19 protein-coding genes and 1 riboswitch are annotated in these 21,884 nt (G+C 61.0%); of the genes, 10 read left to right on the top strand and 9 right to left on the bottom strand.

From position 1 onward, the window contains the following. The first annotated feature begins 186 nt into the window (after positions 1 to 186). Together ACP15S_RS05980 and ACP15S_RS05975 are read left to right on the top strand one after the other, a co-directional pair. Positions 187 to 2,289 (top strand): bifunctional rhamnulose-1-phosphate aldolase/short-chain dehydrogenase, encoded by a 2,103-nt coding sequence (locus ACP15S_RS05980; RefSeq protein ID WP_425038661.1) that lies wholly within the window; start codon positions 187 to 189, stop codon positions 2,287 to 2,289. A 9-nt stretch (positions 2,290 to 2,298) separates the two neighbouring features. Then, positions 2,299 to 3,537, top strand: a complete 1,239-nt coding sequence (locus tag ACP15S_RS05975) for an L-rhamnose isomerase (RefSeq protein WP_425038660.1) — start codon at positions 2,299 to 2,301, stop codon at positions 3,535 to 3,537. A gap of 33 nt (positions 3,538 to 3,570) precedes the next feature. Here the strand turns inward: ACP15S_RS05975 and ACP15S_RS05970 are convergent, their stop codons facing one another. From ACP15S_RS05970 to ACP15S_RS05935, 8 genes are all read right to left on the bottom strand, one after another. Next, positions 3,571 to 4,266: an RraA family protein gene (locus ACP15S_RS05970; RefSeq protein WP_425039660.1), complete on the bottom strand. Its 696-nt coding sequence runs from the start codon at positions 4,264 to 4,266 to the stop codon at positions 3,571 to 3,573. Next, complete coding sequence (locus ACP15S_RS05965) at positions 4,247 to 5,014, bottom strand: alpha/beta fold hydrolase (protein ID WP_425038659.1); 768 nt, start codon at positions 5,012 to 5,014, stop codon at positions 4,247 to 4,249. Before ACP15S_RS05965 ends, ACP15S_RS05970 begins: the two co-directional genes overlap by 20 nt. Positions 5,015 to 5,018: 4 nt before the next feature. Next, entirely contained in the window at positions 5,019 to 6,149 is a 1,131-nt protein-coding gene (locus ACP15S_RS05960) for a hypothetical protein (RefSeq protein WP_425038658.1), read from the bottom strand. Positions 6,150 to 6,154: 5 nt separating this feature from the next. Next, complete coding sequence (locus ACP15S_RS05955) at positions 6,155 to 7,168, bottom strand: LacI family DNA-binding transcriptional regulator (RefSeq protein ID WP_425038657.1); 1,014 nt, start codon at positions 7,166 to 7,168, stop codon at positions 6,155 to 6,157. Between the two features lie 4 nt (positions 7,169 to 7,172). Next, complete coding sequence (locus ACP15S_RS05950; RefSeq protein ID WP_425038656.1) at positions 7,173 to 8,231, bottom strand: ABC transporter ATP-binding protein; 1,059 nt, start codon at positions 8,229 to 8,231, stop codon at positions 7,173 to 7,175. Positions 8,232 to 8,321: 90 nt separating this feature from the next. Further along, positions 8,322 to 9,149, bottom strand: coding sequence for a carbohydrate ABC transporter permease (locus tag ACP15S_RS05945; protein ID WP_425038655.1), 828 nt, complete (start codon positions 9,147 to 9,149; stop codon positions 8,322 to 8,324). Between the two features lie 3 nt (positions 9,150 to 9,152). Beyond that, complete coding sequence (locus ACP15S_RS05940) at positions 9,153 to 10,025, bottom strand: carbohydrate ABC transporter permease (protein ID WP_425038654.1); 873 nt, start codon at positions 10,023 to 10,025, stop codon at positions 9,153 to 9,155. A 79-nt stretch (positions 10,026 to 10,104) separates the two neighbouring features. Next, positions 10,105 to 11,433, bottom strand: a complete 1,329-nt coding sequence (locus ACP15S_RS05935) for an ABC transporter substrate-binding protein (RefSeq protein WP_425038653.1) — start codon at positions 11,431 to 11,433, stop codon at positions 10,105 to 10,107. A gap of 131 nt (positions 11,434 to 11,564) precedes the next feature. On the opposite strand from ACP15S_RS05935, the gene ACP15S_RS05930 reads away from it, so the two are divergent. Both ACP15S_RS05930 and ACP15S_RS05925 read left to right on the top strand, forming a co-directional pair. Beyond that, on the top strand, positions 11,565 to 12,323 hold the full coding sequence (locus ACP15S_RS05930; RefSeq protein WP_425038652.1) for an HpcH/HpaI aldolase family protein: 759 nt from the start codon (positions 11,565 to 11,567) through the stop codon (positions 12,321 to 12,323). Next, a complete protein-coding gene (locus ACP15S_RS05925) occupies positions 12,311 to 13,294 on the top strand; it encodes an ester cyclase (protein WP_425038651.1) in 984 nt (327 codons plus the stop codon). Before ACP15S_RS05930 ends, ACP15S_RS05925 begins: the two co-directional genes overlap by 13 nt. 28 nt (positions 13,295 to 13,322) lie before the next feature. Here the strand turns inward: ACP15S_RS05925 and ACP15S_RS05920 are convergent, their stop codons facing one another. Then, on the bottom strand, positions 13,323 to 13,946 hold the full coding sequence (locus ACP15S_RS05920) for a TetR/AcrR family transcriptional regulator (protein ID WP_425038650.1): 624 nt from the start codon (positions 13,944 to 13,946) through the stop codon (positions 13,323 to 13,325). Between the two features lie 90 nt (positions 13,947 to 14,036). On the opposite strand from ACP15S_RS05920, the gene ACP15S_RS05915 reads away from it, so the two are divergent. The 6 genes from ACP15S_RS05915 (at position 14,037) to ACP15S_RS05890 (ending at position 21,854) form a co-directional block, all read left to right on the top strand. Further along, on the top strand, positions 14,037 to 15,194 hold the full coding sequence (locus ACP15S_RS05915) for an efflux RND transporter periplasmic adaptor subunit (RefSeq protein WP_425038649.1): 1,158 nt from the start codon (positions 14,037 to 14,039) through the stop codon (positions 15,192 to 15,194). Between the two features lie 21 nt (positions 15,195 to 15,215). Next, positions 15,216 to 18,377, top strand: a complete 3,162-nt coding sequence (locus ACP15S_RS05910; protein ID WP_425038648.1) for an efflux RND transporter permease subunit — start codon at positions 15,216 to 15,218, stop codon at positions 18,375 to 18,377. Between the two features lie 62 nt (positions 18,378 to 18,439). Then, positions 18,440 to 18,650: riboswitch (cobalamin riboswitch) on the top strand. Between the two features lie 107 nt (positions 18,651 to 18,757). Further along, complete coding sequence (locus ACP15S_RS05905) at positions 18,758 to 19,099, top strand: DUF1636 family protein (RefSeq protein ID WP_425038647.1); 342 nt, start codon at positions 18,758 to 18,760, stop codon at positions 19,097 to 19,099. Further along, on the top strand, positions 19,096 to 19,878 hold the full coding sequence (locus tag ACP15S_RS05900; protein WP_425038646.1) for an ABC transporter ATP-binding protein: 783 nt from the start codon (positions 19,096 to 19,098) through the stop codon (positions 19,876 to 19,878). Before ACP15S_RS05905 ends, ACP15S_RS05900 begins: the two co-directional genes overlap by 4 nt. Positions 19,879 to 19,889: 11 nt before the next feature. Next, positions 19,890 to 20,840 (top strand): ABC transporter substrate-binding protein, encoded by a 951-nt coding sequence (locus tag ACP15S_RS05895; RefSeq protein ID WP_425038645.1) that lies wholly within the window; start codon positions 19,890 to 19,892, stop codon positions 20,838 to 20,840. Beyond that, positions 20,841 to 21,854 carry a FecCD family ABC transporter permease gene (locus ACP15S_RS05890; protein WP_425038644.1) on the top strand — a complete coding sequence of 338 codons (1,014 nt, stop codon included), beginning with the start codon at positions 20,841 to 20,843 and terminating at the stop codon, positions 21,852 to 21,854. Positions 21,855 to 21,884: the final 30 nt, after the last annotated feature.

The following is a 21,884-nucleotide window of genomic DNA, read 5'->3' as shown; positions in this document are numbered from 1 at the left end:
TTTGGCCTCCCTCACCGCTTACGCTGTCGAGATTCGCGCCCTCTGTCAATCATAAACGATCATAATCAATCATTCTGCAGTGCAGCATGATTGATTGTGATTGAAATTGATTGACAAGCAAATTTACCAGGATCAAGCTCAACGCAACTTGTCATCACAGGCGCGTTGCGTTTGCCGGGAGGAAAAATGTTGAAATCATTGAACAATCAACTTCTGGAAAGTCGTTGGGACCCGACCGTGGCGGACGGCCTGAGCGAATCGGAATTGCTGCGCTATCGCTCCAACATCCTGGGATCCGACAAGCGCGTGACCAACTACGGCGGCGGCAACACGTCTGCCAAAGTGATGGAGACCGACCCCTTGACCGGAGAGCCCGTCGAGGTGCTCTGGGTCAAGGGATCAGGCGGCGATATCGGGTCCATGGGCATGGATGGCTTTGCCACCCTTTACATGGACAAACTGCGCGCGCTGAAGACACTATATCGCGGTGTTGATTACGAAGACGAGATGGTGGGCTACCTGCCCCATTGCACCTTCCGGCTGAACCCGCGCGCCGCATCGATCGATACCCCCCTGCACGCCTATGTGCCCCGCACGCATGTGGATCATGTGCATGCAGATGCGATCATCGCGATTGCCGCATCCACAAACTCCAAGGAGCTGACGCGCGAGATCTTCGGTGACCGTATCGGCTGGCTCCCATGGAAGAAACCCGGCTACGAGCTGGGATTGTGGCTCGAGACGTTTTGCCTTGAGAATCCGGATGCCGATGGCGTGGTGCTCGAAAGCCATGGCCTCTTCACGTGGGGCGACACGGCCAAGGCCTGTTATGATCAGACCATCGATGTCATCAATGTTGCCACCAAATGGCTCGCAGAACGCAGCAACGGAGTTCCGGCTTTTGGTGGCGCGATCCATGAAAGCCTGCCGCCCGAGACCCGCGCATCGATCGCTTCAAGGCTCATGCCTGCCATTCGCGGGTTTGTCTCCGGCAATCAGCATATGGTTGGTCATTTCAATGACGACGACGTGGTTCTGGAGTTTGTCAACGCAAGGGACATGGCGCCACTTGCCGCTTTGGGCACCTCCTGCCCGGACCATTTCCTGCGCACCAAAATCCGCCCGCTTGTCGTGCCCTTTGATCCTGCAAGCGGCAATATCGAGGAGGCCTTGTCCGCGCTGCCAGATCAGATTGCGGCCTATCGCGACGATTACGCGGCCTATTATGCGCGCTGCAAACACGAGGACAGCCCGGCCATGAGGGATCCGAATGCTGTGGTCTATCTCATTCCCGGCGTCGGCATGATCACCTTCGCCAAGGACAAGGCGACCGCGCGCATTTCCGGCGAGTTCTATGTCAATGCAATCAACGTGATGCGGGGCGCATCTGCGGTCAGCACATATCAGGGTCTGCCCGAGCAGGAAGCCTTTGATATCGAGTATTGGCTTCTGGAGGAGGCCAAATTGCAGCGCATGCCCAAACCCAAGTCGTTGGCAGGGCGCGTGGCGCTCGTCACGGGGGGCGCAGGAGGCATCGGCGCGGCAACAGCCGAGAGATACCTCAAGGAAGGCGCGTGCGTCGTTCTGGCAGATATCAACGAAGACGGCCTCGCTTCAACCCAGGCCATGCTGTCGCAGCGCTATGGCAAGGATGTCATCCGCAGCGTCACCATGGATGTGACACGCGAAGAGGCTGTCGCGGCGGCTTTTGCCTCGGCATCGGTTGAGTTCGGTGGGATCGATATTCTCGTCTCCAATGCCGGGATCGCATCATCCGCGCCAATTGAAGAAACATCTCTGGCTTTGTGGACCAAGAACATGGACATCCTGTCCACCGGCTACTTTCTGGTGAGCCGCGAGGCCTTCAAGGTCATGCGGGTTCAGGACATGGGGGGCTCTGTTGTCTTTGTGGCCTCCAAGAACGGACTTGCCGCCTCTCCCAATGCGGCGGCCTATTGCACGGCAAAAGCATCGGAGATCCATCTGGCCAGATGTCTGGCGCTGGAGGGGGCGGAGGCTGGCATCCGGGTCAATGTCGTAAATCCCGATGCGGTGTTGCGCGGCTCAAAGATCTGGGAAGGCGATTGGCTGGAACAGCGCGCGGGCACCTACGGCACGGACAAGGAGGGCCTCGAGGAGATGTACCGCCAGCGCTCCCTGCTCAAGCGTTCCGTGTTGCCTGAGGATATCGCTGAAGCCTGCTATTTCTTTGCCGCGGACACGTCAGGCAAATCCACGGGCAATATCCTCAATGTGGACGCTGGCAACGTCCAGGCCTTCACGCGATAGGAGGCGGGCATGAGCTATGACACAGCAAAATCCGCCTTTGCCGACTGGGGTGTCGATACGGATGCCGCATTGGAGCAATTGACGCGCATTCCGATCTCCATGCATTGCTGGCAAGGCGATGATGTTGTCGGGTTTGAACAGAAATCGGGCTCCTCTGGTGGAGGCATTCAGGCCACCGGCAACCATCCGGGCCGCGCGCGCACGCCCGATGAATTGCGCGCCGATCTCGAATTTGCCTATGCGATGATACCCGGCAAGCATCGTCTGAACCTGCACGCCATGTATCTCGATACGGACGCCCGCCCGGATCGTGACGAAATCGAGTTCGAGCATTTCGCGCCCTGGGTCGACTGGGCCAGAGATCAGGGGATCGGGCTCGATTTCAACCCGACCTTCTTTGCCCATAGCAAAGCCGACGACAATCTGACGCTCAGCCATCCCGATCAAGGCATCCGCGATTTCTGGATCGAACACGGCAAACGCTCGCGCGACATTGCAGCGCGCATGGGTGCGGCTCTGGCCAGCCCGTGTGTGAACAATATCTGGGTGCCCGATGGCTACAAGGACACGCCCATCGACCGCATGTCGGCGCGCGCGCGTCTGGAGGGCTCTCTGGACATCATGCTGGCGCCGCCGCAGGACAAGACGCATATGCTCGATGCCGTCGAAAGCAAACTGTTTGGTATCGGCGTCGAGGCCTGCACGGTAGGCAGCCACGAGTTTTACATGGGCTACGCAATCCGCAATGGCACGCTTTTGTGCCTCGACATGGGGCATTTCCACCCGACTGAAAACATTGCGGACAAGCTCAGCGCAGTCGCCCTGTCACTGGATGAAATCCTTCTGCATGTCTCACGCCCGATGCGGTGGGACAGCGACCATGTGATCTTGCTGAACGAGGACATCCTGCAGATGGCTCAGGAGCTGGTCAGTGCGGACCTGCTGGGCCGCACCCATATCGGGCTCGATTTCTTCGACGCCACGATCAGCAGGACAGCCGCCTGGACCATCGGTACCCGCAATATGCAAAAGGCCCTGCTGCGTGCGCTTTTGATGCCATGGGAGCAGCTGAAGGCGGCTGAAAGCACTCTCGATTTCTCGCACCGCCTGATTGTCACGGAAGAATTCAGGGACATGCCCTTCGGCGCGGTCTGGGCTGAGTTTTGTGCGCGTGAGGATCGTCCCAATGGACAGGCCTTGATCGCAGAACTCGACAGGTATCAGGCCAGCGTCGCGGGCCGGGGCTGACGCTCTGCGCAAACCGTGATGCCCTCACGCCGCTCAGGTGCGCCGCGCCTCGAATTGCGTCCAGACCTCTTCCAACCGGTCGATGTCAAAACCCGGGGCCCGCGCGGGTTCCAGGATCATGGCTTCATTGGCAAACACCGTGTCGATAGCCGCCTCCAGATCGCCGATGACGGCTTCCGGGATAACAACCGCGCCGTGCCGGTCCGCGTGGACCAGGTCATCTTCGGCGACCTGCATACCCATGATCGAGACCTCTCCCCCCAACTCGCGGACATGAACAAAGCCATGGCTGGGCCCGATGGAGCCTGCAAGGATGGGAAAGCCATCGTCGATCACATCGAGATCGCGCATGACGCCATTGGTCAGCGCGCCCGCCATCCCAAGCCCCTTGTGCACGGCGACATGCACTTCTCCCCACCATCCCGCGATGCAATGGGGATAGTCCAGATCTTCGATGACCGCGACGCTGGGCCCCGGCCCCCGCGCCATCGCCCGGAAATAGGCCAACCTGCGGGCTTTGATGGTTGCATCGTCCTCGGTGGGCGGCGCCAACCCCGCGATGCGCGCCGTGCGCGCCCGGCCCACCATGGCGGGCATGCCGGGCTTGCAATGATGCATGGTGCCCCGCGTGAATCTGTTGAAACCACGCTGGCCTTGCGCCACTTCGATGGCATTGCAGACCGTGGGCGTATCGACGCTCCGCAGTTTTTCAAGAAGTGATGTTGGAATGTCTGCGCGTGTCACTGGGGCTCTCCTCCCTGTCGTTAAATCCTGGGGCCGTCTCCAGACCGGCACGGATCGCCTGGGCCACTCGGGCCGGGGCTTCCAAGAGCGCAAAGTGCCCCAATCCATCGAGGATGGACAGATGCGCCCTGCAGGCCGTGTCCGTGATCTGTCGGATTTGATCCCCCGGGGTCAGACGATCTTGCGCGCCGGTGACGAAGACAAGCGGCAACGTACTGCGCCGCAGCGCCTCCGCAGCGCCCGGGCGCGCGGATGCCAGTTCGGTTTGGGCCGGGATTTGATCCCGTGTTTGCTCGGCCATGGCGATGACAGCCTCGCGCACGGCGGGATCGGTCGAGGTTGACATGGCGGACCAGTTCTCCGCGACCCATTCGCGCGCACCACCGCGCAGGATGCGATCGCGAACACGCTCGCGGTTGGCCCTGTTGCCGGGCGGATCAGGAAAGGGATTGCAGGCCAGCAAGACAAGCGCAGAGGCGTTCGCGAGGGCTCCAAGATTGTGCGCGGCAACCATCGCGCCGAGGCTGAAGCCGCACACGATCTCGCCTCCCGTGACCCTCTCACGCAAGCGCGCGTCATAATCGCTGACCCGCGGGGCATCCATGGGAACGAAGCTGCGGTTTTGCGGGCCGACACCAAGCGCGCGCATAACCGGATCAAAGACCGCCTCCGAACACAACGTGCCGGGAAGCAGCACCCATTTGGCGCGCGCGATCTCAAACGGGTCTGGCACGCGTCTATTCCGCGACCATGCCGTAGCTTGGGATCAGATGAGCCTGCGCCACGTAGCCCTGCGCATCAAGCGTGAGACCTTTTGCCAGCGCGGCTTCCAGCACATGGCCGCGGAACTGCGGACGCTTTTGATGATCTCCCGACACGATGACCAGAACCTCAAGCGCCTCTTCGCTCCTGTTTTCCAAAACGCGCACAACATCTGCGGGGATCGAATACGTATCCCAGGGGCCAAGATCGACGGCCACGTCGCGCGCGTCATTGAAATGCAGTCGCAGACCGCCTTCACGCGGGATGACGACCATCTTGTCAGACAAGCTAAACGCCGCGACGGACTGGCCCGGTTGCAGGCGCAGCCATTCCATGGAGAAACCATGCGGGTTCAGGATCGCAGCAGCGTGATTGCGGTTTTGTGTGAGGCCATACCCGATCACCGGCGCAATTTCCGCGCCGCATCCCTCAAGCCCCGCATCCACAAAGGCCGGTTGGAAATCACGATCTTCTGTCGCGACAACACGCTGGCGCATCTGTTGCGGGGTAAACGCGCGCAGTTTGGCCACATCTTCGTCAGCCATCGGCACCATACGCTGATCTTCCTCCGGGACCGTGTCACCCTGCGAGACGTCGATCAACTGGTTGTCCTTGGACAGATAGAGCCCGTAATCCGCAGCCTCGCGCAGGATGTCGGGATGGAAGATCACGCCGCCCGTGTTGTCGCCGCCAAGAGTGGTGAAGAGCCATCCATCATCCTTGCCGGTATTGGTAAAGCCGCGGAAAATCCATGTCGGCACGGACAGGATATCGCCCGGACGCCCGACAAACTCGTTCTCCCCATTGGGCCCCCAGCGGAACGTATATTCCCCGTCGTAGACCATGAAGACTTCGGCGGTGAAATGGATATGGAGGTTGTTTGTGATGCCGTTGGGCATCGCAGCGGCACCAATGTTGAACCCATGGGCTTCGGGCAGGTTGATCACCTGCTCAGACGACGAGGTCACGCCGGGGCCAATGATCGAATAATTCTCTTTGAGATGGGAGCCGGGCTTTTTGCAATCGATGAAGGCCACGGTGCAGGAGGTGTAGTCACTGCGGCGAATGTGGCGGGCGTCAGCTTGGGATTGGGTAATCGTGGGCATGGGTATCATCCTTTCGTCAAAGGCGGACGGGTCGAGCCGCGCACCACGAGGGCCGCAGGCAAAACGATGTTCTGAGGGAGGCGTTGATCTTCTTGAATGGGGCCATGCAGCAACCGGACGGTGGCTTCGATCATGTCGCTCATCGGCTGGCGGATCGTGGTCAGGTCAAACATGGCCCAGCTCGCCATGGGCGCATCATCATAACCCACGACTGAGACATCACCGGGCACGGAAAGGCCCAACTCCACGCGCAGAACTTCCAGCACACCAAAAGCCATATGATCACTGGCCGCGAAGATCGCGTCGGGCGGTGTCTCGAAGGCCATCAGAGCCCGCGTCTGCTCCATGGCGATCTCGCGGCGGAAATGGCAATCGACGCACGCCAAAGGCGTCAGGCCATGATCGGCCATGGCATCGAGAAAGCCCTGACGCCGCTCCTGCCCGTTGAGCGCATCGCTCAAGCCCGCGAGATGCGCGATGCGCGAATGACCACTTCTGATCAGGAATTCCGTGGCATCGTAGCCGCCTTGCAAGTTGGACGTCGTGACAACGGAGACCCCCGGCGCAGGTTGGCCCCGGTTGAACAAGACGCAGGGGATACCCGCGCGCTGGACCTGTTCCACCAGATGATTGGACAGGCTGGTCGAGGCCAGGACGATCCCGTCCACCTGATCGGCCAAAAGGTCAGACACGATGCTGTCTACGTCCCTTGGTCTATCCCCGGCAAAGTACACGGTGACGGAATAGCCTTGGGCATTGAGCGCCTTGGACAAATCCTGCAACGCAGCCGCAAAGAAGTTATTGTTGAGATGCGCCAGGATGACGCCGATCCGGTAGGACCGGCCGGAATTCAGGGTGCGCGCCACCAGATTGGGAATATAGCCAAGACGCTGCGCCGCGGCGCGGACCCGCTTTGCCGTGCCCGGATCGACGGCTGTGGAGCGGTTGAAAACGCGGGACACCGTTGGCTGGCTCACACCCGCCGCCCGCGCAACGTCACTTGCAGTGACCCGCCCCATCCTCTCAGCTCCTTATGCGGTTGCCCGTTTCCGGGTCAAAGAGATACAGGTGATCAGTGTTCAACGAGATGCCCACAACGTCATCCTGCTCTTTGCGAAGATGGCGATCTCCGCGCGCAATGACGCGCTGCTTGCCCCACTGGACGGTCAAAAGCGTGCTCTCGCCAGTGTTTTCAAAGGCATAGATGGTGACATCAATGTCGCCCTGCCCCTGGTCATGGACCATCATGTCATCGGCGCGAACACCCAGGATAGCACTCGCGCGGTCAGGTCCGGGAATAGCGACCAGCCTCGTGCCGCCCGTCGTGACGAACATGCCCGATTGCACCGACCCGTTGATCAGGTTCATCGCAGGTGAGCCAATGAACCCCGCGACAAAGAGATTGGCCGGGTCATTGTAGATCTCATCGGGCGTGCCCAGCTGCTGGATGACCCCGTGTTTCATGACGGCGACGCGATCGGCCAGTGTCATGGCCTCGATCTGGTCATGGGTGACGTAGACAGTGGTGATCTGCAGTTCACGGCTGAGATGCTTGAGCTCGGCGCGCATGGTCACGCGCAGTTTTGCATCGAGGTTCGACAGGGGCTCATCCATCAGGAATACTTTGGGCGTGCGGACAATGGCGCGGGCCAAGGCCACGCGTTGGCGCTGTCCGCCCGAGAGCGCCTTGGGCTTACGGTCCAGAAACTGGGTCAGCTCGACCTGCTCGGCCGCCTTTTTGACCCGCTCCGGGATTTGATCCTTCGGCACGCCGCGCACCTTCAGCGGATAGGCGATATTGTCGAAAATCGTCATATGCGGATAGAGGCCGTAGTTCTGGAACACCATGGCCACATCGCGGTCTTTGGGCAGGTCATCATTGACCTTGCGGTCGCCGATCCAGATCTCGCCGCCGGTGGGATCTTCCAGCCCTGCGATCATGCGCATCGTTGTTGTCTTGCCGCAGCCCGAAGGGCCAAGCAGGACAAGAAATTCGCGATCCTTGATGTGGAGCGATTGATTGTCGACCCCGATAAAATCACCCCAGCGTTTGGTGAGGTTGTTCAGTTTGATCTCAGCCATTGGCGGACGCTCCCCTCGCACCAAAGATGCGCAATGTGTTCGATGTCATCGCGCTGCTCCCGTCGCACCAAAGGTGCGTTGTGTGCGATGTCATCGCACGGCTCCCATTGTCATGCCCTGAACGAAATATTTGCGGATCATCAGGGTCAGCACGAACATCGGGGCCATGATGATGATCCCCGCCGCCGACAGCAGGTTCCACAGGTCGCCCTCCTCACCTTTGAAAAGCGCAAGCCCAATGGGCAGTGTGACTGCGTCCTTGTTGGTCAGGATCAACGCAAAGAGGAATTCGTTCCACGCGATGATGAAACAGAAGATACCCGAGGTCAGGAGCCCCGGCGCGGCCATCGGCAAAACGATATTCCAAATCACCTGCAGGCGCGACGAGCCATCAACCATCGCCGCCTCTTCGGTGTCCATCGGAATGCCGTCGATGAAGCCTTTGATCATCCAGATCGCAAACGGCATCACGATGGCGAGGTTCACAAGGATGAGCCCCAGCCGCGTATCGAGCAGACCAATATCACGGAACATGATGAAGAACGGCAGGATGATCACCACCGCCGGCAGGAACTGCGTGGCGAGGATCGTGACCAGCATTGCCGTCTCCCCGATCATCGAAAACCGGCTGAAGCTGTAGGCCGCCAGCGTCGCAATCGGGATCGCGAAAAGGACGGTCACCAGCGCCACGATGGTTGAGTTATAGAGCTTCTCGCCCAAACGGTAAGGATCATCGAAGACGACAGCGAAGTTCTCCAGCGTGGGCGTAAAGAACAGCTTGAGCTGATAGACGTCGACATGGGTTTTGAACGCCGCCAGAAAGATCCAGATGATCGGCACCAGCATGACGAACATCGCCATGAGAATGAGGATCGTGTGCAGCGCGCCGAAGAGCTGTTTGCGTTGTTTTCCAGTCATCGCTCAGGCCTTCCGAAAGACGTATTTGGCATAGGCATAGGTCAGGAAGATCATCGGGATGACCATCAGCCAGGCCACGGACGAGGCATAGCCGATCTGCCCGTATTTCATGCCGTTGAAGTAGATGTAGTGAGACAGGGTCTGCGTCGCCGTGCCGGGGCCGCCATTGGTCAGCATGAAGACCTGATCGAAGGTCTTGAGGCTGAAGATCGACTTGAGAATGATGACCACGGCCAGAACCGGGCCCAGCTGCGGCAGCGTGATATCCTTGAAGACACGCCACCCGCTGGCGCCATCCACCTGCGCCGCCTCGATCGTGTCCTGCGGAATAGACGCCAGCCCTCCAATAAGCACCAGCGTCAGGAAGGGGATCCAGCCCCAGACGTCCGCCATCACGACCACCGCGAAGGCCAGTTGTGGATCGGCCAGCCAGCTCACATCGGCGAGCGGGGGGAAGACAACGCCGAAGAAAGCATCAAAGAGCCCAAACTCGGGATTGAACATGAAGCGAAACGAGACCCCGATGAGCGCGGGGCTCATGGCAAAGGGCAGGATCAGAAGGGTCTGCGCCGTGCTGCGCAACTTGCCCCCGGGCGCGAGCAGGAGCGCCAAGCCAAGCGCGCAGAGCGTGGTCAGCGCCACGGTCACAACCGTATACATGCCCGTGACATAGACAGAATTCCAGAAGGCGGGCTCTTCGAAAAAGGCCCAGGTGTAATTCTCAACGCCCAGGTATTGCTCCAGCGAGCCAGGCCTGTTGAGACGCCCCACAGTAAAGGACATGCGGAAGGCTTCGATCAACGGCCAGATCGCTGTCGCAAAGACCACGATAACCGCCGGGAAGACCAGCAGGTATTTCAGGGTATTGTCGCGCATGGCAACCTCCCACAGGGCGGGATTGGAATAACGGAGATGTGCAGGGCGCGCTCGCGGCACGCCCTGCGACTTGTCGGGCTTAGTCGATCCGACCGGCGCGGCGCAGCACGCGATTTGCGCGATCGGCCGCAGCTGTCATCAGTTCCTCGACATCACCGCCAGCCGCGGCCTCGGCAATCGCTGCCGAAAGAATGTCGCCCACTTCAGGCCATTCCGGGATCTGAGGCATGATGTCGGATTCCTTGAGCGAATCCCAAGCCGCAGACTGGATGCCATCATTGGCCGCGTTGACCTCAGGATCCTGCAAAGAGGAGATATGCGTCACCACGTTATTGATGATGGTCTTGCCGCCCACCTCACGCACCGTTGCGTTGGCTTTGTCCATCTCTGGGTTGGAAAGCCATTTGAGGAATTCCCAGGCCGCATCCTTGTTGTCCGAATACTCGGAGATCGAGAAGGGCATCGAGATTGCGTAAGTCTTGGTCACGCCGTTGTAGGCCGGCATGCCAGTGAAGGCGACCTGCTCTTTTTTGAGCGTGGAGCTGTCGGGATTATAGAAGCCTGAATAGGCCCACCACCAGACGGGGATCATGGCTGAATTGCCCTGCATGAAGGACTGGCGCGCATCCTGCTCGACGAACGCAAGCGAGTTGGGGTTGGTCACGCCATGCACTGTGTGCAGCTCAATGTAGTCCTTGGTGGCCTGAATGCCCTCGGGCGTGGCCCAGGCCGCTGTGCCATCGTCGTTGAAGATGTCGGCCCCAGCCGCCCACAGGAAGTTGAGCCAGATGAACAGGTTCTGACGGTTGCCATCGTTGTTGTAGTAAAGCGCGAGTGGCGCGATGTCAGGGTTGCTCTCCTTGAGCTCCTTGCCAATGCGGATCACATCCTCCCACGTCGCGGGCGGCTCGTCGATCAGGTCGGCGCGATAGAACATCAACTGCGGATGCGCGCGCAGCGGGAAGCCGAGTGTCTCACCCTCATATTGTGCAGACCGTGCAAAGGCCGCCGGGTAGCGATCCATCGAGATGCCGTCGCGCGCCATCAGCTCGTCAATGCGCTTGAGCCAATGCGCATTGGGCGGACCCCAGCTGTCGAGATAGTTGACCACGTCAAAGGCGCCATTGGCGGCGATGCCTTCCGCGTTGATCTTCTCCTGAAGTGAGCCGAAGGGAATGAAGGTCCATTCTGTCTCGATCCCGGTCAGATCGGTGAATTCCTGATCGCGCAGCATCAGACCGTCAAATTGCGGTGTGACAACGCTCAGAATGTTCAGCTTGGTGCCTTCAAAGGGCTTACCCGGCAACAGGTTGTACTTCTCCAGATGCCCATCAGCGGCGGACATGACCGGGGAAAGAGCCATCATCGCGCCGAGGGCGAGTGTGCTCAGGAATGTTCTTTTACGCATGCGTTCCTCCCGTTGCTGCGTTTTATTGACTCATGCATAGATCTTTATGAATGCGCATTCAACACTTATGAATTCGCATTCACGAAAGATCAGTGTATCAGGCAGATGACAGGAAACGGGAGGTATTCATCATGCGCCAGAACGCGCTCAAACCCCTTTTGCACGGCGGCAAGCCGATTCTAAACGCATGGCTCTCTGTTCCGTCGGGATATCTGGCCGAGGGCGTCGGGCATCAGGGCTTCGACAGTGTGACCGTCGATCTGCAGCATGGGATGATCGGTTTCGAGACGGCAATCACGATGCTGCAGGCAATTTCCGCAACGCCCGCAGTGCCTCTCGTTCGTTGCCCCTCGCGCGACAGTGAGGCCATCATGCATCTGCTCGATGCAGGCGCCTATGGCGTGATCTGCCCCATGATCTCTACCCGACATCAAGCCGAAGACCTCGTCGCGGCCTGTCGCTACCCTCCCCACGGGACGCGCTCCTTCGGGCCCGCACGCGGCAAACTCTACGGCGGCGCGGATTACTTCGATGCCGCAAATGCTGAAATCATGGCCATCCCGATGCTGGAAACCGCGCAGGCGCTGGACAATATCGATGACATTCTCTCGGTGGACGGCGTGGATATGGTCTATGTGGGCCCCAACGATCTGGCCCTCGATCTGGGCGAAAGGCCCGGAGCAGAAATGCAGGACGGCAAAACAAGTGCCGCGATTGCGCACATACTGGCCCGCGCCAAGGCGGCGGGCGTTCCCACTGGCATCTTTTGCAGTGGTGGAGAACTGGCGCAGCGCCGGATCAAGGAAGGCTTTGACCTTGTGACGCCCAACAATGACTTCAATACTCTGATGGCCGCCATGCAAAATGAGATTGCCAAATGCAAAACCTGAGCCCGCCGCACGGGCCGATCATGGAGGGGTTCGGCGACAGGTTCGAGAGCCCCGAGGACTATATCCTCACCTGTACTGCGGACATTTGGGAAGGCCGGGGCATCGCGGCGCTCGACTGGCACTATGCGGACGACCTTCTTGTCCGCACACCCGCCGGGATCCACCGGGGCAATGACGCAGGCAAGGCCAACACCATGGCCACGCTGACCGAATTCCCCGACAGGCAATTGCTGGGCGAAGATGTGATCTGGTGCGAGGCGCCGGACGGGGGCTTTTTGTCCTCCCATCGCATTCTATCGACGGCCACGCATCGCGGCGGCGCTTTTGGTCCGGCCACGGGACGGCCCGTCAGGTTTCGGACCATCGCCGACACCTTTTGCAAGCAAAACCGCGTCTGGGATGAATGGCTGATCCGAGACAATGCCGCAATCGCGCTGCAACTGGGCTCAACCGCGCGGAACGTCGCTCAGGCCCTGATCGACGCGGGCGATCACTCCCCGCCCCTGACCCCGGAGACAGACCTGCCCGGCCCCTACACCGGCCAAGGCAACGCCAATAGCTGGGGCGATCGACATTGCGATCTGCTGCGTCGCCTCATGGCGCATGATTTTGCGGCAATACCCGGCGCCTATGACCGCGCATGCCATCTCTCGTCTCCGGGCGGTGCTGAAAGCCACGGATGGCCTGCAATCGAAGAGTTCTGGATCGGCCTGCGCAGCGCGTTGCCCGACGCGACGTTTGACATCGCACACCAGATTGGCCGGACCGATGCCGCCTGCCCACCGCGCAGCGCCATCCGGTGGTCCCTCACGGGCACCCATAGCGGTTGGGGCCGGTTTGGCGCCCCCACAGGCGCGCAGATCCATGTCATGGGGGTCAGCCATGTCGAATTCGGACCGCGCGGCATCAGGCGAGATATCACCCTGTTCGATGACATCGCCGTCTGGACGCAGATCCTGTTGCAAACATAACCCTGCGCCCAGCATACGGGCGATACATTCAATCGGCCAACATGCGCCGCGCGATATCATCCAACAACTCGTCCAGCACAAACTCACCGCCGAGTTTCGTCAGCTTCGGGTCAGCCATCAGAAAACTCAGCCCGTGCACGAAACTCCAGAGCATGAAGCCGCGACGACGCACGTCAGGCGTAATCTCGTCCTGCCCCAAACAGGTCGCCACTTCATGCAAGACAACATCGAAGGTGCCCTCTCCCGCTTCCTGAAGCCGGGGATCGTCAAGCCGGTCCGTGAAACCACCGAACTTCAGACGAAACACACCCGGCTCCCTGAGCGCGAAATCCACATATTCACGCCCCAGAACCTTGATCCGCGCAGGCGTTCCCGGCGGGACACCGTCCAGCGCTGATGTCATGTTCGTCCGGTGGCGGTACATGCCCTCCATCACCATGGCGGCAATCATTTCTGACTTATCCTTGAAGTGCTTGTAAGGCGCAGCCGTCGACACACCCGCCAGTTTGCACGCATCTGTCACGGAGAAGCCATCCGGCCCCTTTTCCTCAACAAGCTGCCGCGTCGCCTCGATCAATCCCGCCCGCAGATCGCCATGATGATAGCCATGTTTGCGCAGCTCGGCGGGTTTGTGTGTCTTTGCATCGGTCATGATCCAATATCTTTCAAAGATCGTATCTCTTGTCAAAGTGAGAACTTCTAACATATAAGTTAGACAGTCTAACTTTGGGAGAGTGAAGCGATGACGCAACCAAAGCAAAAGCCGAACCAGACCAAACCCGGGGCCTTTCGCCGCGCGGCCAGAATGGGCCTCACCGCGAGTATGACAGCGGGCGTGCTGCTGGCAGCCTTTGCGCTGGTGCAACTGGGCAGCCAGGAGCTGACGCGCCGCGCGGAGGCCGCGCCCACGGCTGATCCGGCTCAGGTGCTACCCGTCGAGACGCGCCCATTGACGCTGGAGGAGAGCTACGAGGTCACCCGCACATTCGTGGGCCAAATCGAGCCGCAACGCAGCCTTGTCGTCTCCTTCGAATTGAGCGGCACATTGCTGGATATCCAGGTGGATGAGGGTGATACGGTGCGTGCCGGCACGCCTGTGGCAACGCTGGATACCCGGCTGTTGACGGCAGAACGCGAGCGTCTTTTGGCCACTCGGAACGCAATTGACGCCCAACTCCGCTTCGCAAATCAGACCGTCGCGCGGCAATCCCAACTGAGCGAACAAGGATTTGCCAGCCAAGCCAAACTCGATGAGGCCCTGTCCCGCGTGGAAGAACTCAGCGCGCGCATCACCGAGATCGAGGCCAGTTTGGTGGCCAATACGATCCAGATGGAGAAATCCCACGTGCGCGCGTCCTTCGAGGGCGTGGTCTCCGCGCGGTTTGTCGATGGCGGCGAGAGTGTCGCGCCGGGCCAGGCTCTCATCGAGATCGTGGCCGCTGACGCGCCACGCGCGCGCATCGGAGTGCCGCTTGATGTGCGGGCTGACGATCTGAAGGGGGCAACACTTCAGATTGGCGACAAAATCTATGACGCAACACTGCTCACCCTGCGACCGGACATCGATCCCATCACGCGCACGCGCATCGCGCTCTTCGCGCTGGAGACGGACGATGCTCTGGCTTTCGGTCAAACCGCGCGGCTGCAAATGCGCGAGCATGTCGAGACCCCCGGCGTGTGGGTCCCCGTGACAACGCTGAAAGAGGGGTTGCGCGGGCAATGGACGATTCTGGCCGTGTCTGCGGACAATATCGTGCGCGCCGTGAGTGTTCAGGTGGTGCATGTGGCGGGCGATCAGGCCTTCGTGCGCGGCGCCTTTCCCGAAAAGGCGCGCCTGATCTCTGCGGGCCCCCAAAGGGTCACCGTTGGCCAAACCGTCGATCCGAAACCCGCATCCTGAGACCCCTGAGGAGACACGCCCATGGAAACGCTCACCTTTCGGCACCCCCGCCTTGTTGCGCTCATCATTTTGGTGCTGGTCTCCGCAGGCCTGTCGTCCTTTCTGTCGCTCGGACGGCAGGAAGATCCCACGATCACCAACCTCTTCGCATCCGTGACGACGCAATTCCCGGGCGCGGACCCGCAACGCGTGGAGGCGCTTGTTACAGCGGAGATCGAAGAAGAGCTTCGCAAGATCGCCGAGATTGATCAGATCAGCTCCGTCTCGCGCACGGGCGTCTCCGTGGTCTCCATTGACCTGATCGAGACGCTGGATGCGGCCACGATTGAACAGGTCTGGTCCGAGGCGCGCGATGCCATAGAAGACGCCCGTCGCGCGTTCCCCGCGGGCGTGCTGGCCCCGGATTTCAATGCTGAGGGCATCTCCGCCTATTCCAGCGTGATCGCAATCACCTCTACCGAGCCCGACATGCCCCTCACGCTCATGGCGCGCCATGCGGAAGCACTGGGCGACAGGCTGCGCGCCATCCCGGGCACACGCGCGGTCGATTACTTTGGCCTGCCGGACGAAGAGATCCTCGTACATGTCGATCCCGCGCGGGCCGCGGCCCTGGGCCTCACTGCACGGGACATCTCCAATCGAATCGCGGCGGCGGATGGCAAGGTGCAGGCCGGGCGCCTTCAGGGCGATGTGAATTTGACCATCGCGGTCAGCGGCGAGATCGACACGCTGGACCGTCTGCGCCAGATTGTCCTGCGCGAGGCCGAGACCGGCGCATCGAGCAGGCTGGCAGACATCGCAACGATCACGCGCGGCCCCAAATCACCCCCCGATGCGCTTGCCTTTTCCAACGGCAAACCTGCAATCCTCATCGGCACCTTGGCCCAGGAGGGCCAGCAAATCGACCGCTGGATGGGGTTTGTCCGCGCAGAACTCGAGGCCGGGGCAGACAGGATCCCCCTCGGGATCGAAGAGACCCTGCTCTTTGATCAAAGCACCTACACAACAGACCGTTTGGCAGAGGTGGCAACGAATATGGCCATCGGCGTCGGATTGGTCGTTTTGGTACTGCTCGTGACGCTTGGGGTCCGGGCCGCCCTGATTGTGGCGGCTGTTCTTCCCATCGTGTCGCTGGCCACGCTGGCCACGATGAACATCATCGGCCTGCCGATACACCAAATGTCGGTCACGGGGCTGATCGTGGCGCTGGGGCTGTTGGTCGATGCGGCCATTGTCATGGCGGACGAAGTGCGCAAGCGGCTCAAATCCGGCATGGCGCGCGCGATAGCCGTGGGCGACGCGGTGCGCCGTCTGGCAGCGCCCCTCCTCGCCTCAACGGTGACCACGGCGCTGGCCTTCACCCCGATGATCCTGTTGCCAGGCCCGGCGGGCGATTTCGTGGGCTCCATCGCGATTGCGGTTGTTCTGATGCTGATCTGGTCGCTCTTTGTTGCGCTGACGGTGACGCCCGCCCTTGCGGGCTGGATCCTGCCCTCAGCCGATACCAAAGGCGCGCTTTCCAATGGTATTCAGATCCCGGCCTTGGGACGGCTCTTTGAAGCCTCCGTGCGATTGGCCGTGAGCAATCCGCTGCGCGCCATCGCCCTGTCCCTCGTCTTGCCCGTCCTTGGTTTCGTGGCCTTCCCGACCCTGACCGCGCAGTTCTTCCCAGGGGTTGAGCGCGATCAATTCTACATCGAGCTCTCCATGCCGCCCGGCAGCGCGATCTCCGAGACCGCAGAGGTTGCCAAGGAAATGGACAACATCATCCGCAGCGACGACGGCTTGCGCAGCATCTACTGGTCCATCGGCCAATCCGGCCCTGCGTTTTACTACAACATCGTAGGCGGGCGCAGTCAGGAGCCTGGATTTGCGCAAGCGATGATCACAACCAAAACCGATGCAGATGCCGCGCGCCTCGTCGAGGGCTTGCAACAGCAATTTGATCGCGACTTTCCGCAGGCGCAGGTTATCGTACGCGGGCTTGTGCAAGGACCGCCCGTAGACGCCCCCGTTGAGATCAAAATTCAGGGGCAGGACATCGCCACCCTGCGCGCTCTGGGCGATGACATCCGTGCTGCCATGTCAGATCTGGATCTGGTCACGCAGGCGCGCTCGGGCGTGAACGGCGGGGCGCCGCAGCTACGGTTCGAGATCGACGAGGACAAGGCGCGGCTTTTGGGATTGAACGTCACGGATGTGGCCGCGCAACTCGATGCCGCCCTGATCGGCGTCACGGGCGGCTCTCTCGTGGAGGGCACGGAGCAACTGCCGGTCCGGGTCCGGCTGGGAGAGGGGATGGGAGAGGGTCTGCCCCGCAATGGCCTGCGCGGCGATGCAGAAGCCATCACGGATCTGCCTATCGTGCTGCCCAATGCTGCCACGCTCTCAGCCACAGGCATCTTCCCAGCTGTTCCCTTGTCGGAATTGGCCACACCCGTTCTTGAGCCTGCCGAAAGCGTGATCACGCGGGTCGACGGGGTGCGCGAAAACGTGGTGCAGGCGTTTCTCGTGCCCAATGTCCTGCCCGAAGAGGCCCTCCAACAGGTCCTTACAGCACTGGACGAACGCGGCTTGGAGATACCTGAGGGCTATACGCTCTCGCTCGGGGGCGACAGCGACGCGCGGGCCAACACAGTGGGCAATCTACTGGCGTCCATCGGCCTGATTGTAACGCTCACCGTGGCCAGCATCGTTTTGACCTTCAATTCCTTCAGGCTTGCGGGCGTCACCCTGGTGGTGTGCGTGCTTGCGGCAGGGCTTTCGATGCTGTCGCTGGCGATCATGCAATATCCCTTCGGCATCGTGGCTATCATCGGGGTGATTGGCTCGATCGGGGTTTCCATAAACGCGGCCATCATTATCCTGACAGCCTTGCAGGCTGATGCCGAGGCGGCGGCCGGGGATGCAGACGCGATGGCGCGTGTAGTGACGGGCTCAAGCCGCCACATCATCTCGACCACGATCACCACCTTTGGTGGCTTCCTGCCGCTCATTTTGGATGGGGGCGCGTTCTGGCCGCCCTTTGCCGTCTCCATCGCAGGGGGCGTCTTGCTCTCAACGCTGGTGAGCTTTTATTTCACGCCGCCCATGTTCGCGCTTGTCCGGCGGCGGCGCACGGTCCCTGCGCCGGTTGGTTTGACCACCCACGAGGTCGTCGATCTGCGCGTCGCCGCTGAATAACAGGACGCTGGCCGAATTTGCGCAACGCGGCATCTTGCCGATTGACACTTCCCGGCGCGCAGATAGTGTCGGCGCGTGATGGTTCTCGTGCAGGAGACTGCCGGGAATAATAGGGAACACGGTGCGGCACCGCATTGAGGCGCCAAATCCGTGACTGCCCCCGCAACTGTAGGCGGCGAGCAATGTTGGTTCACCACTGGCCATGACGGGCTGGGAAGGTCAACGGAGCCGGGACCCGCAAGTCAGGAGACCTGCCATCACCTGTTGTTCAACCCGGAGCGGGGCGCTCTGGAAGGAGGCGCGATGGCACAGATCTTGTGCAGAGACATGACCCGGCTCTCCCCTTGCCTGCTTTTTCCGGGGCGGAGGCCAAAACGGCAATGTCCTCAGACCTGATCATCCTGATTTGCACGACCTGCCGGGGCTCTGGGCCCGCGTCTGATCTGCGCCGCGCAATCGCTCGTGGCGCGCCGGAGAGCGCTGTTTTCAAGGCGGTGGATTGTCTGGCGGCATGTGATGCGCCCATTGCCGTGGGATTGCAGGGCCGTGGCAAGGCATCTTACCTGTTTGGCGGCATCGAAAGCGACATTGAGGCCCGCGCCATTGCGACATTTGCCCATGCCTTTGAGAACTCCGCCACCGGCTGGACCTCCTCGCAGGAACGGCCCGCAGCTCTGGCAGACAAGACGCTGGCGCGCCTGCCCGGGATTGCACTCTCATGAGCCACGCATTCCTGTGCTCCCATGATCTGAGCTACCACACCAGGGCCGGTGTGGAGCTTCTGAGCGGCGCCGAGTTCGAGCTGGACCCGGGCGCAACACTCGCGATCGCCGGGCCCAACGGTGCAGGCAAGACCACATTGATGCGTATCCTCGCAGGCACGGTCGCCCCCAGCGCGGGCCACGTAAGCCTTGATGGGCAAGACCTCGCGTCGCTCTCGCTGGAGGCGCGCGCCCGCCAGATCGCGCTCGTCAGCCAGCATGAGAACCCCGATGGCCGGTTGCGCCTGCGCGACTATGTGGCCTTGGGGCAGATGCCCATATGGGCGGATTATTCCAGCGCCGCGCACGCAGAGGCTCTGGATCGCGTGTTGGATCTCGCACAGCTGCGCGATAGGGCAGACAGCCCCATGGCGCGTCTGTCGGGCGGAGAACGGCAGCGCGCCCATATCGCCCGCGCCCTGGCGCAGCGCCCCAAGCTCTTGTTGCTCGATGAGCCCACCAACCATCTGGACCCGGATGCCAAGGGGCGCATGCTTTCGCTCGTCTCGGCCCTGGGCATCACCATCGTCATGATCCTGCATGACCTTGTGCTGATCCCCGAATTCGCGAGCCATGTCGCCCTCATGCAAGACGGCCGCATCATGCACTTTGGACCTGCATCGGAGGTTTTGACCCCTGAGGCCGTCCAACAGACATTCGGCGTGAGCTACCTGCTCCTGCCCTATGAAGAACGCGTCATCCCCGCGCTCGATATTCGCAAAACCTCTGTGTCAATTTGAAGGAAAGACCCATGACACCCTCCCGCATCGCCCCCCTGATGCTCTGCGCTTTCGCAGCCTCCCCTGCTCTGGCCGACGTGACCGTCGACAATTGCGGCACGCCCCTGAGCTTCGCAGAAACGCCTGAGCGCCTTGTTGTCCATGACATGAACATGACCGAAATGGCCTTCGCGCTGGGATTGCAGGATCGCATCGTCGGCCTCACTGGGATCACAGGCTGGTACAAGACAAGCCCCACCTTTGACGCCGAGCGCGGCGATATCCCCGAGCTTGCGCCAAAATATCCCACCGTCGAAAACCTTCTAACGGTCGAACCCGATCTGTTTTTCGCCGGTTGGTATTATGGCATGAAGCCCGGCGGCGATGTCACGCCCGATACACTGGCCCCGTTTGGCATCCAGACGATGGTGCTCACAGAAAGCTGTGTGCATCTGCACGATGACCGGCCCGGGGCCAGCATGGATCTGCTCTTTGACGATGTGCTGCGGCTGGGCAAGGTCATGGATGTCACTGAGACGGCAGAAGCGCTGGTTGCGGGCTGGAAAAAACAACTGGCCGCCATTGAAAGCAAGACAGACGATGTCGCCGCGCCGCGCGTTTTCCTGCTGGATGGGCCCGCCGATGCGCCGTTCACCGCCGGGAAATTTGCCATTCCCGACGCCATGATTACAGCCGCAGGCGGCGCGAACGTCACCGGGGACATGGAGACCAGCTGGGGGCGCTCCTCCTGGGAAGCGGTCGCCGCGGCGAACCCTGAATTCCTGATCCTGCTGGATTACCAGACGGGAAATGGCGCGGAAGACACGTTTCAGTTCCTCAAAGACCACCCGGTCATGTCGACCACGGATGCGGTTCGCAATGAGGCATGGATTGGCCTGCGCTATGAAGAGCTGACGCCGGGGCCTGCCAATATCGCCGCCATCGAAAAGATCGCGCGTGCCATGCATCCCGGCCTTTTCTAAGTGCCGCGTTTTGGCGTGGTGATGGTTTTGGGGGCGGCCGTGTTGGTCGCCCTCATTTTGCTGTCTGTCCTGTACGGCAGCGCGGACATCCCGCTCGCAACGGTCTTTACCGCGATCCAGGGCGGTTTGGGATTTGGCGAAACCGCGCCCGCGCCCATGGAGCGCATTGTCTTTGAGTTGCGTCTGCCGCGGGCGCTCTTTTCTGCAGTCATCGGGGCGGGTCTGGGCATCGTCGGGGCGCTTTTGCAAACCACGACGCGCAATGATCTCGCCGATCCGTTTCTTTTTGGGCTGTCGTCAGGCGCCGCCGCAGGGGCGGTTTTTGTCATAACAGTCACCGGCGATGTTCTGGGGTTCTGGACGCTGCCACTGGCGGCCTTTACGGGCGGTATCATCGCGTCCCTCATCGTTCTCGCGCTGGTCCGCAGCCTGCAAAGCGACGCGCCGGAAAAGCTGATCCTCGCGGGGCTGGCGGTCTCCTTCCTTTTCGCCGCGCTCACCAATTATCTCATCTTCGCAGGCGATAATCGCGCCGCACATTCCATCGTGTTCTGGATGCTGGGTGGGCTCGGCCTTGCGCGCTGGGATAGTTTGCCACTGATCCTCGCAGGGCTCGGTCTGATCCTCGGCCTGTCGCTCTACCGTCGTCGCTGGCTTGACGCGCTTCTTGCGGGCGATACCACGGCCCACAGTCTCGGCGTGCCCATTGCGCGTTTTCGCATGGGGCTCTTTCTCGCCTGCGCTTTGGCAACGGCGGCCTTTGTCTCGGTGGCGGGCGTGATTGGCTTCGTCGGGCTCATGGTGCCCCATCTGGCGCGCGGGCTTGTGGGGCCTCTGCATGGACCGCTCATCCCGGCCTCCGCCATGATCGGCGCCATCCTCTTGACCGCATCTGATCTGATTGCCCGGCTTGTCCTGGCTCCGCAGGAAATTCCTGTTGGCATTGTCACGACGTCGGTAGGCGCGGTCTTTGTCTTCGTGCTGCTCTTTGGCGCGCAACGGCGCGAACGTTGAACCGCCTGTCAGCAGGCGCAAAAGAGCGCG

Source organism: Primorskyibacter sp. S187A, assembly GCF_049800955.1.
In the GTDB taxonomy this organism is placed as follows: domain Bacteria; phylum Pseudomonadota; class Alphaproteobacteria; order Rhodobacterales; family Rhodobacteraceae; genus JAKVBH01.
The sequence above is the reverse complement of the archived record's forward strand: the minus strand, read 5'-3'. Positions and strand labels throughout refer to the sequence as shown.